Genomic DNA, 9,032 nt, shown 5'->3' on the forward strand with positions numbered 1-9,032 from the left:
TCGGCGCGTCCCGACAGCATTTCGCGATAGGCATCGAGCGCCGCGGCGCTACCTTCGCGCCGGTCGATGCGCGCGATGCGCGGCGCAACCGCCATGAAGCCCAGCCATGCCTCGGCGATCCGCTGCCCAAAGCCCGCGGCGCCCCAGTCGCCGACGCGCTTCTGGCTGCGGCCGGGGGCGAAGAAGCCCTGCCGTTCGGGGCCGGCCAGCGCCGCAGCGTCGGCCTCGGCGTCCCAGTGCGATTTGCCGACGATGATCGATACTTTCAGCGCATCGCCGAAATGGCCGTGCACCGCGCGGGTGACCGCGGCATTGCCCGCCATGTCGACAAAGGCCGACGGCGCCGCAGCGTCGAGCGTAGCGATGTCGTCATAGGCGATCACACGGTCGTAGATGCCCTGCGCGGCCAGCGCCGCGACATTGGCCTTGCTCGTCAGCCCGATGCTGACGGGGCGGGGCCCCGCACGCTGGGCGAGCGCGAAGCCGAGGCCGATCGCGGTCTTGCTCGACGCGCTGGCGATCAGGATCTGGTCGGCGCCATAATCGCCCTCATCCTCGAACTGGTCGGCGATCAGCCAGCCGGTGAGGAAGAGCGGCCGGAAGATCGGCCAATAATCATGATGATCGGCGCGATAGTCGGGCAAAGCCTCGATCCGCTGATATTGGTTGTAGATGGGGGGCAGGGTCGTGCGCCGCGGCGTGATGTCGGTGAAGCCGCCGGCGCCGATCTTGCCCGCGTTGAGCACCGCATGGCTTGCCATCGGATAATAGCCGTAAAAGCGATCGCCGGGCGCGATGCCCTCGGCGGCGCTCTCGATCACGGTGGCGAACCCCCAGACGGGCAGGCGGGCGGGCGCGTCACGCTCGGCGAAAAAGTCCCAATAGCCCTGATCGTTGCCGAACAGCCCCGCAGGCTTGCCGAAGACGGCGTAGGTGATGTTGTTCGCCGTCATCGCATAGCTGTCGACGCGCACACGAACCTCGCCGGCGCGCAGCGGCGCATGATCCGCCCGTGCGAGTGCCGCCTTCGAAATGGTGTCGCGATCGATGTCGATGGTCCAGGCCGTATCGTTCATGCTTCTCTCTCCCGTCAGCCCAGCGGCGCTTCGAACAGCGATCCGATCGCGATGGTCAGCGCCATGGCGAAGGCGCCCCAGAAGGTGACGCGCAGCACGGGGCGCAGCATCGGCGCATTGCCCGCCCACGCGCCGAGCGCGCCGAGGATCGCAAGGAAAACGATCGACGCGCCCGACACCGTCCACGGCAGCGAGGATCCCGTATCGAGGAAAACCACCAGCAGCGGCAGCGCCGCGCCCGCGGTGAAGCTGGCGGCCGATGCGACGGCGGCCTGCACCGGACGCGCCTTCATATGGTGGGTCAGCCCCAGTTCGTCGCGCAAATGGCTGTCGAGCGCATTGTGCGCGGTAAGCTGCGCGGCGACCTGTTCGGCAAGCGGACGGTCGAGCCCGCGTTCCTGATAGATTTGGGTTAGCTCCTCCAGCTCGAATTCGGGGTCGGTGGCGAGTTCCTGCCGTTCCTTTGCGATGTCGGCCTTTTCGGCGTCGCCCTGCGAACTGACGGAGACATATTCGCCCGCCGCCATCGACATCGCACCGGCGACCAGACCCGCGATGCCGGTGAGGAGGATGGAGGGTTGCGCCGCGCCTGCCGCCGCGACCCCCGCGATCAGGCTCGCGGTCGAGACGATGCCGTCGTTGGCGCCCAGAATCGCGGCGCGCAGCCATCCGATCCGCGCGACAGAGTGGGTTTCGCGGTGAGTATCGCGGCGCATATCTTCCCCTATTCCGACCGGCGACCGATCAATATTGCAGCGTCAGTCCCGGCCGGTTCCAGCGCGTCTTTACCAGCCGCCCGGTGCCCGACAAGGTGATATAGGCATCCTGCATGTCGGCGCCGCCAAAGGCGATGTTGGTGGTGAAAATATCGTCGGTCGCGACGAACTCCACCAACTCTCCCGACGGCGACACGACGCTGATCCCGCATTCGCCGATGGTCGCGACGCAGATATTGCCGCTCGCCTCCATCGCCAGGCTGTCGAAGAATTTATAGCCGGCGGGGCGATAGAGCGGGATGCCGGGGCCGCCGGGACCGGCGTCGGGGGCGACCTTGCCGGGCGCCGTGATGTTGAACTTCATCAGGCGGCAGGTGTAGGTTTCGGCGGCGTAGAGCGCCTTGCCGTCGGGTGAGAGGCCGACGCCGTTCGGATTGTTCGACGGAAAGATCACTTCCTCGATAAAGCTGCCGTCGGCCTTGGCATAGAAGATGCCGACGATGTCGTGGCAGCGCTTTTCATAATCGACCTTGCCATGATCGGTGAACCAGAAGCCCCCGTGGCTGTCGAACATGATGTCGTTGGGGCCGCGCAGCACGACGCCGTTGTCGCCCGATTTATAGAGGATTTCGACCGCGCCCGTTTCGATGTCGATGCGTTCGATGCGGCCGCCCGAATAATCCTTCGCGATGCCGTGCGGTGCCAGATAGCCGTTCGATTCGGTATATTCGAAGCCGCCGTTGTTGCAGCAGTAAAGCTTGCCGTCGGGACCGATCGCCAGGCCGTTGGGACCGCCGCCGGGGGTCGCGATCACCGCCTTGCGACCGCCGGGCCAGCAGCGCGTGATACGGCCGGCCTCGATCTCGGTCACGATGACGCTGCCGTCGTCCATCACCACCGGCGCCTCGGGAAAGCGCAATCCGTCGGCGATCAGTTCAAACTCGGCCATTCTCGTCTCCCTTGCTTTTGCTATTCGTCATGCCGGACCTGATCCGGCATCCATTCCTTCCAACGCAGCGGATAATGGACCCCGGATCAAGTCCGGGGTGACGAAGAGATGGCGGTGCGCGCGCGTCGCTCTCCCGCTTGCTCTTGCGCTTATCCTATGCTTTGCGCGCATCATGCCCGTTCGCACGCTCTTCGCCACAAATTTTTACGAGGCCGACATTGCCGCGCCCGACCTGCTGCAAGAGCTGGAGGAAAGCTGCCGGCTGTTCGCGCGCGAGGATGGCGCGGGCAAGGCGTGGAGCCGCGCGCACGGTTATCGCGGCTATACCAGCTATGCCAGCCTTGACGACCTGCCCGACCGCGACCCCGCCTTTCACGACCTCAAGCGCCTGCTCGACAAGCATGTGAAGGCCTTTGCCAAGGCGTGTCACTTCGATCTCGCCAAGCCGCTCAAGCTCGACAGCCTGTGGGTCAATGTCCTCAAACCCGGCGGTACGCACAGCGGGCATATCCACCCGCACAGCATCGTATCGGGCACCTTCTATGTCGCCGTGCCCCCCGGATCGGGCGCGCTGAAGCTCGAAGATCCGCGACTCGCGATGCTGATGGCGGCGCCGGGGCGGAGCGAAGACGCGCCCGAGAGCCTGCAGCCCTTCATCTATGCCGAGCCCGCGGCGGGGCGCATCTTTCTGTGGGAAAGCTGGCTGCGGCACGAAGTGATGCCGAACGCCGGCAAGGACGAACGGATCAGCATCAGCTTTAACTATCGCTGATCGGTCCTATATGGGCGCCATCTGATGACCCTCCATTTCCCGTTCGATGCGAACGGATCAGACAGGAAATTGCCCAATGACCGCGACCTACGACGCCGACCTCCAGCTTTTCATCGACGGTGCCTGGCGGAGCGGCGAAGGGCGCGAGGCGCGGCCGGTCTATAACCCCGCAACCGCGGCGACGATCGCCGAGCTTCCCGTCGCGACCGCGGCCGACCTCGACGAAGCGCTTGCCGCCGCGGCGCGCGGCTGGCCGGTCTGGCGCGCCAAGACCCCTGACGAGCGCGCCGCGCTGATGCGCAAGGCCGCCGGACTGATCCGCGAACGCGCCGACCATATCGCGACATTGCTCACGCTCGAACAGGGCAAGCCGATCGCCGAGGCGCGCGGCGAAGTGCTTTCGGCCTCGTCGTTGCTCGAATATTTTGCCGAACAGGGCAAGCGAATCGAGGGCCGCGTCGTGCAGCGCCCGGCGGGTCAGCGCGCGATGGTGCTGAAACAGCCCGTCGGTCCGGTCGCGGCGTTCAGCCCGTGGAATTTTCCTGTCAATCTGATGATCAAGAAGGTCGCGCCGGCGCTCGCCGCGGGCTGTGTCGTGATCGCCAAGGCGCCCGAGGAAACGCCGGGCTGCACCAGCGCGATCATGCGCTGCCTTGCCGATGCGGGCATCCCCGGCGACGTGGTCCAGCTCGTCTATGGCAATCCCGACATGATCAGCCGCCACCTGCTCGGCAGCGAGGTGATCCGCAAGGTTAGCTTCACCGGATCGACCGCGGTCGGCAAGCATCTGATGAAGCTCGCCGCCGACCGGGTGCAGCGCATCACGATGGAGCTCGGCGGACACGCCCCGGTGCTGGTGTTCGACGATTGCGACCTTGAAACGACGCTCGACCGCGTCGTGACGCAGAAGTTCCGCAACGCCGGCCAGGTCTGCGTCTCGCCGACGCGCTTCTATGTGCAGGACGGCATCTACGACGCCTTCGTGAAGGGCTTTGCCGAACGCACCGCGCGCGTGAAGATCGGCAGCGGGCTCGATGCCGGCACCCAGATGGGACCGCTCGCCAACGCGCGCCGCGCGCCGGCGCTGGAGGCGATGATTGCCGATGCGACCGCAAAGGGCGCGCGGGTGATCGCGGGCGGCGCCGCGACGGGCGAAGGCTATTTCTTCCAGCCGACGGCGCTGGCCGATGTGCCACTCGACGCCGATGCGATGAACAACGAACCCTTTGGCCCGATGGCGCTGATCCGGCCGTTCGCGACCGAAGAAGACGCGCTCGAACAGGCGAACCGGCTACCCTATGGCCTTGCCGCCTTCGCCTTCACCGAAAACGGCCGCCGCATCAACCGCGTCGCCGACGGCATCGAAAGCGGCATGGTCGGGATCAACAGCTTCGTCATCTCGGCCAATGACATGCCCTTCGGCGGGATCAAGGAATCGGGCTTCGGCAGCGAGAGCGGGCCGGAAGGCCTCGACGGTTATCTCGTCGCCAAGGCGGTGCATATTTACTGAGCGGCCAACTGCTTTGCGTGTGCTCCCGCACAGGCGGGAGCCCAGAGCGTCCTAAAGCGAAGCTCGCCTGATCTGGCTCCGGGTCCCCGCTTTCGCGGGGACAAGCGGGTCGTCAATCGCGCTCCAGCGCTACGAAATCGCGGCCGAGCGGCGCCAGATGCGCGCCGCCGTCGACGAAGATCGTCTGCCCCGTCACCGCCTCGGCGCGGGCGAGCCAGGCGACCGCGTCGGCGATATCGTCCGGGGTCGGCAGCGCGCCGAGCGGCATGCGTGCCGCGAGCCGCGTCATCTGTCCCGCGCTGTAATCGTCGGTGGGGAGGGTAAGCCCCGGCGCCACCGCATTGACGCGCGCGCGCGCGCCGAAGGCGACCGCCAGCGTCGCCGTCGCCTGCCACAGCGCCTGCTTCGACAGGCTGTAGGCAAGCTGGTCGGGCACCGGGTTGGCGATGCGCTGGTCCAGGATGTTGACGATCGCGGGGCGCCGGCCGCCTTCGTTCGCGGCGACCATGGCGCGCGCGAGCATCACCGGCGCGTGATGATTGATCTGCATCGTTTCGGCCAGCGCGGCGCCGGTCAGCGTGTCCCATTCGCCCTCGGGAAACAGCGAGGCGTTGTTGACGAGCAGCACTGGCGCACGGCCGAACCTTGCGATCACCGCGGGCACCAGCGCATCGACGGCGGCCGGATCGGCGAGGTCGGCGGCGAAGCGGTGACATTCGGCGCCCGTGTCGGCCAGCGCGTCCGCCAGCACGGCATCGGCCGCGCCGGGGCTGCGCTTGTGGATTGCGAGCGCATAGCCCTCGTGCGCGAGCCGCGCCGCGATCGCCGCGCCGATCCGGTGCAGACCACCGGTGACGAGTGCGATCGGCGCCGCCGTCATTTGCGCGCCCGGCGCATCGTGATGCCGATCTCTTCACCATCCTCGGCGATCGCGAGCTTGACGATCTTCACCTCGACCTCTTCGACCTTTTCGTCCTGCAGGAACAGCGTGTCGATGATATGGTCGGCGACGCTTTCGATCAGCACGAAATGCACGTCCTTGGGCAGTCCCTCGGTCGCCGCGAATTTCAGGTTCATATAGTTTTTGGAGGCGCTGAGCGGGGTTGCCGGGTCATAATGATCGGCCATCACCAAGCGCGCACGCACCGAAATGCGCAGCGGCTGCGGCAGGTGGGTTTCTTCGGAATAAATGCCGGTCAGCACATCGACGGTCAGCCCGTCCACTTCCAGCCACAATGTGTCGGTCACAAGAAATTCCTGTCGTACGGGCGCGACATTCGGCTTTCCATTGCCGGTCGGCGACCCTAAAGCGCCGCCGCATTAGCGAAAGGGTGCGCGTTGGTCGAGTTACTTCCATTGTCCGAAATCGAACCGCAGGCGGTCGAGGCGCTCCTCGACGCCGCTTTCGGATCGGACCGCTTTGGACGAACCGCCTATCGCATCCGCGAGGGCATGGATGCGGTTCCCTGCCTCAGCTTCGCCGCCGTCGAGGATGGCGCGCTGGTCGGCACGATCCAGTGCTGGCCGGTCGCGCATCGCGATGCGCAGGGAGCGGCGACGCCGCTGGTGATGGTCGGCCCGGTCGCCGTGCGCCCCGACGTCCAGCGCGGCGGCCACGGCCGCGCGCTGATGGACCATATGCTCGAAGCGGCGCAGACGATGGCCGACGGCGCCCTGATGATGATCGGCGATCCCGAATATTACGGCCGCTTCTTTGGCTTCACCGCGGACGCGACGGGGGCGTGGGACTTGCCCGGCCCCTATGAAAAGCACCGCCTGCTCGCGCTCGCCGTCAACAGTCACGATTTGCCTGTCGCTGCGGGGATGATCGGCCCGCGCTGAAGGATCGCTTCAGGCGACCCCGTGATACCACCACACGCCGCCGCGATCCTCCTTGCGCACGCGGCCTTCGACCTCGAGCCGCTTGAGATGCGCCAGCGCTTCGCCGGTCGCCAGATTCTGGTTGTGGGCGCCGATCGGGCGGTTGAACAGCAGCGGGAAGGTGTCGACCGCGCGCATCGGGGTTTCGGCGACCGCTTCGGCAACCTTGTAGAGCCGCATGCGGTGTTCGTCGCGGAGCGCCATCAGGCGGACGTGCAGCCCGCGAAAGGGCTCGCCATGCGCGGGACAGGTCACGACGTCGGCGGGAACGGTCGCGAGCAGCTTGTCGATCGAGGCGAGCCATTCGCCCAGCGGATCGGCATCGGGTTCGGTGATGTTGACCGACACGTTCGAGCTGATCCGCGGCAGTACCTGATCGCCCGAGACCAGCACGCCTTCGCGCTCGTTCCACAGGCACGCATGTTCGGGGCTGTGGCCTGACCCGGTGACGACGCGCCACATGTGTTTACCGAAATCGATCCGGTCGCCGTCGGCGATGCGGACATAGCTGCGCGGCAGTGCGAAGATCATGCGCTGAAACATGTTCCAGCCGCCCGCGCGCTGGCGCTCGATCGCCTCGTCGTCCCATCCCGCGGCGCGCGACTGGGCCAGCACCTCGTCGGGTGCGACGTCGGACGAATCGGCGACGATGGCGCGCGCGGTGAGCATTTCGCCGCGCGTCATCCACAGCTTCACCTGCTGCTTCTTCGCGATCCAGCCGGCAAGGCCGATATGGTCGGGGTGCAGATGCGTGCCGAAGACGCGCGTGATGCGCGTGTCCGCGAGCGGCCCGGCATAGAGCGCTTTCCAGGCGTCCGAACAGATGGTCAGGCAAATGCCCGTATCGACCACCGCCACCCCGTCGGAGCCGTCGGGGGCAGCGTCGTCGAGCAGCCAGCTGTTGATGTGGCCGAGCGAACCCGGCATCGGGATGCGCGCCCAGCTGATGCCGTCGGCGATACGGATCGTTTCGCCGATCCCCGGTGCGGCGTCGCCCCAGGGATAGGTCAGGCCGGCATGGCTCGTCGCGGTGAAACTGTCGTCCTGGGTCAGCGACGCGTCCGGCGAACCGCTGGCCGCCGGAATATCATCCTCGTCGCCGCCGACCGCCATGCGTCAGGCTTCGTCGTCCGAATGATCCTCTGCCGCGCGTGCTTCGGCGGCGGCGCTGCGCTCGGCGCGCAGCTCCTCGAGCAGCGCTTCGCGGTCGCCTTCGAAGCGGCTGTCTTCGGGGGCCTTGATCCCCGCCTTTTTCGCGGCCTTCGCGACGATCGCGTCGAGTTCGCGCTGCGAGCAGAGACCGAGCGTCACCGGATCCTTGGGCACGATGTTCGCGCTGTTCCAGTGGCTGCGATCGCGGATCGCGCCGATGGTGTTGCGCGTCGTGCCGATCAGCTTGCCGATCGCGCCGTCCGACACTTCGGGATGGTTCTTCAGGATCCAGGCGATGCCGTCGGGCTTGTCCTGACGCTTGCTGACCGGCGTGTAGCGCGGGCCGCGGGTGCGGCGGATCGTGTCCTGCGCCTGCTTCGTCATCTTGAGCTTGTAGTTCGGGTCGTTCTGGCCCTTTTCAATCTCTTCCATCGACAGTTCGTGGGCGCGAACCGGATCGCGGCCGGTATATTTGGTCGCCGCGGTCTCGTCGGCGATCGCCTGCACTTCCAGGATATGGATGCCGCAATAATCGGCGATCTGCGCAAAGGTCAGGCCGGTGTTGTCGACCAGCCAGGCGGCGGTCGCATGCGGCATCAGCGGGGTGGCATCGGCATTGGCCATGACTGCTTCTCCAAAAGCGGAAATAATAAGGGCCGCCCCTCGCGGGGCGGCCGGACATTGGCCGCGGCTTTATACGCCTTTGCCGATGGCGGCAAGCCCCGGCGATTCGGCGCCGTTTGCGGCAATATTGTTCCGATCCGCCCGGCGATGTGCCGCTCGGCTATTTCAAAAGGAACGCCAGCATCCCGATCAGGCCTTTCGCCTCTGCCGAGCCGGCCGGCACGGGCGGCAGATAGGCGCGGCAGTCGAGACAGGCGGCCTGCACCGATCCGCTGCTCGTCAGCATCTGCATATCCTGCACCAGCCGGCGCTCGGCGAGGGTGCGGTTCATTGCCGCGATGCCGAACCAGCC

11 protein-coding genes are annotated in these 9,032 nt (G+C 66.5%); 3 read left to right on the forward strand and 8 right to left on the reverse strand.

What is annotated here, in order from left to right:
• The 3 genes from ABS88_RS20555 to ABS88_RS20565 all read right to left on the reverse strand — a co-directional run.
• Window positions 1–1,076: DUF2855 family protein (locus ABS88_RS20555; RefSeq protein WP_286750445.1), on the reverse strand; the 1,076-nt coding region annotated here is incomplete at its 3' end.
• Between the two features lie 14 nt (window positions 1,077–1,090).
• Window positions 1,091–1,792 (reverse strand): VIT1/CCC1 transporter family protein, encoded by a 702-nt coding sequence (locus ABS88_RS20560; protein ID WP_286750446.1) that lies wholly within the window; start codon window positions 1,790–1,792, stop codon window positions 1,091–1,093.
• A gap of 28 nt (window positions 1,793–1,820) precedes the next feature.
• Complete coding sequence (locus tag ABS88_RS20565) at window positions 1,821–2,741, reverse strand: SMP-30/gluconolactonase/LRE family protein (RefSeq protein WP_286750447.1); 921 nt, start codon at window positions 2,739–2,741, stop codon at window positions 1,821–1,823.
• Between the two features lie 172 nt (window positions 2,742–2,913).
• Between ABS88_RS20565 and ABS88_RS20570 the strand changes: the two genes are divergently transcribed.
• The gene (locus tag ABS88_RS20570) at window positions 2,914–3,513 is read left to right on the forward strand and encodes a TIGR02466 family protein (RefSeq protein ID WP_058811181.1); all 600 of its coding nucleotides are present in this window, start codon (window positions 2,914–2,916) and stop codon (window positions 3,511–3,513) included.
• Between the two features lie 76 nt (window positions 3,514–3,589).
• Window positions 3,590–5,023 carry an NAD-dependent succinate-semialdehyde dehydrogenase gene (locus tag ABS88_RS20575; protein WP_058811182.1) on the forward strand — a complete coding sequence of 478 codons (1,434 nt, stop codon included), beginning with the start codon at window positions 3,590–3,592 and terminating at the stop codon, window positions 5,021–5,023.
• A gap of 112 nt (window positions 5,024–5,135) precedes the next feature.
• Here the strand turns inward: ABS88_RS20575 and ABS88_RS20580 are convergent, their stop codons facing one another.
• Together ABS88_RS20580 and ABS88_RS20585 are read right to left on the reverse strand one after the other, a co-directional pair.
• Window positions 5,136–5,903: an SDR family oxidoreductase gene (locus ABS88_RS20580; RefSeq protein WP_286750448.1), complete on the reverse strand. Its 768-nt coding sequence runs from the start codon at window positions 5,901–5,903 to the stop codon at window positions 5,136–5,138.
• On the reverse strand, window positions 5,900–6,271 hold the full coding sequence (locus tag ABS88_RS20585) for a dihydroneopterin aldolase (protein WP_286750449.1): 372 nt from the start codon (window positions 6,269–6,271) through the stop codon (window positions 5,900–5,902). The genes ABS88_RS20580 and ABS88_RS20585 overlap by 4 nt, the downstream gene beginning before the upstream one ends.
• 90 nt (window positions 6,272–6,361) lie before the next feature.
• On the opposite strand from ABS88_RS20585, the gene ABS88_RS20590 reads away from it, so the two are divergent.
• Entirely contained in the window at window positions 6,362–6,865 is a 504-nt protein-coding gene (locus ABS88_RS20590; protein ID WP_286750450.1) for a GNAT family N-acetyltransferase, read from the forward strand.
• A 9-nt stretch (window positions 6,866–6,874) separates the two neighbouring features.
• On the opposite strand, the gene ABS88_RS20595 is transcribed toward ABS88_RS20590, so the two are convergent.
• The 3 genes from ABS88_RS20595 to ABS88_RS20605 all read right to left on the reverse strand — a co-directional run.
• A complete protein-coding gene (locus ABS88_RS20595; protein WP_286750451.1) occupies window positions 6,875–8,017 on the reverse strand; it encodes an MBL fold metallo-hydrolase in 1,143 nt (380 codons plus the stop codon).
• 3 nt (window positions 8,018–8,020) lie between these two features.
• Window positions 8,021–8,653 (reverse strand): DUF1013 domain-containing protein, encoded by a 633-nt coding sequence (locus tag ABS88_RS20600; protein ID WP_040589884.1) that lies wholly within the window; start codon window positions 8,651–8,653, stop codon window positions 8,021–8,023.
• 187 nt (window positions 8,654–8,840) lie between these two features.
• Window positions 8,841–9,032: hypothetical protein (locus ABS88_RS20605; RefSeq protein ID WP_286750452.1), on the reverse strand; the 192-nt coding region annotated here is incomplete at its 5' end.

Source organism: Sphingopyxis sp. SCN 67-31 (assembly GCF_001725095.1).

Excerpts from the sequence above, each read along its gene's own strand:
- ABS88_RS20560 (WP_286750446.1), bottom strand. The coding sequence starts at position 1,792 with ATGCGCCGCGATACTCACCGCGAAACCCACTCTGTCGCGCGGATCGGA.
- ABS88_RS20600 (WP_040589884.1), bottom strand. The coding sequence starts at position 8,653 with ATGCCGCATGCGACCGCCGCCTGGCTGGTCGACAACACCGGCCTGACC.
- ABS88_RS20575 (WP_058811182.1), top strand. The coding sequence starts at position 3,590 with ATGACCGCGACCTACGACGCCGACCTCCAGCTTTTCATCGACGGTGCC.
- ABS88_RS20595 (WP_286750451.1), bottom strand. The coding sequence starts at position 8,017 with ATGGCGGTCGGCGGCGACGAGGATGATATTCCGGCGGCCAGCGGTTCG.
- ABS88_RS20580 (WP_286750448.1), bottom strand. The coding sequence starts at position 5,903 with ATGACGGCGGCGCCGATCGCACTCGTCACCGGTGGTCTGCACCGGATC.
- ABS88_RS20570 (WP_058811181.1), top strand. The coding sequence starts at position 2,914 with ATGCCCGTTCGCACGCTCTTCGCCACAAATTTTTACGAGGCCGACATT.
- ABS88_RS20565 (WP_286750447.1), bottom strand. The coding sequence starts at position 2,741 with ATGGCCGAGTTTGAACTGATCGCCGACGGATTGCGCTTTCCCGAGGCG.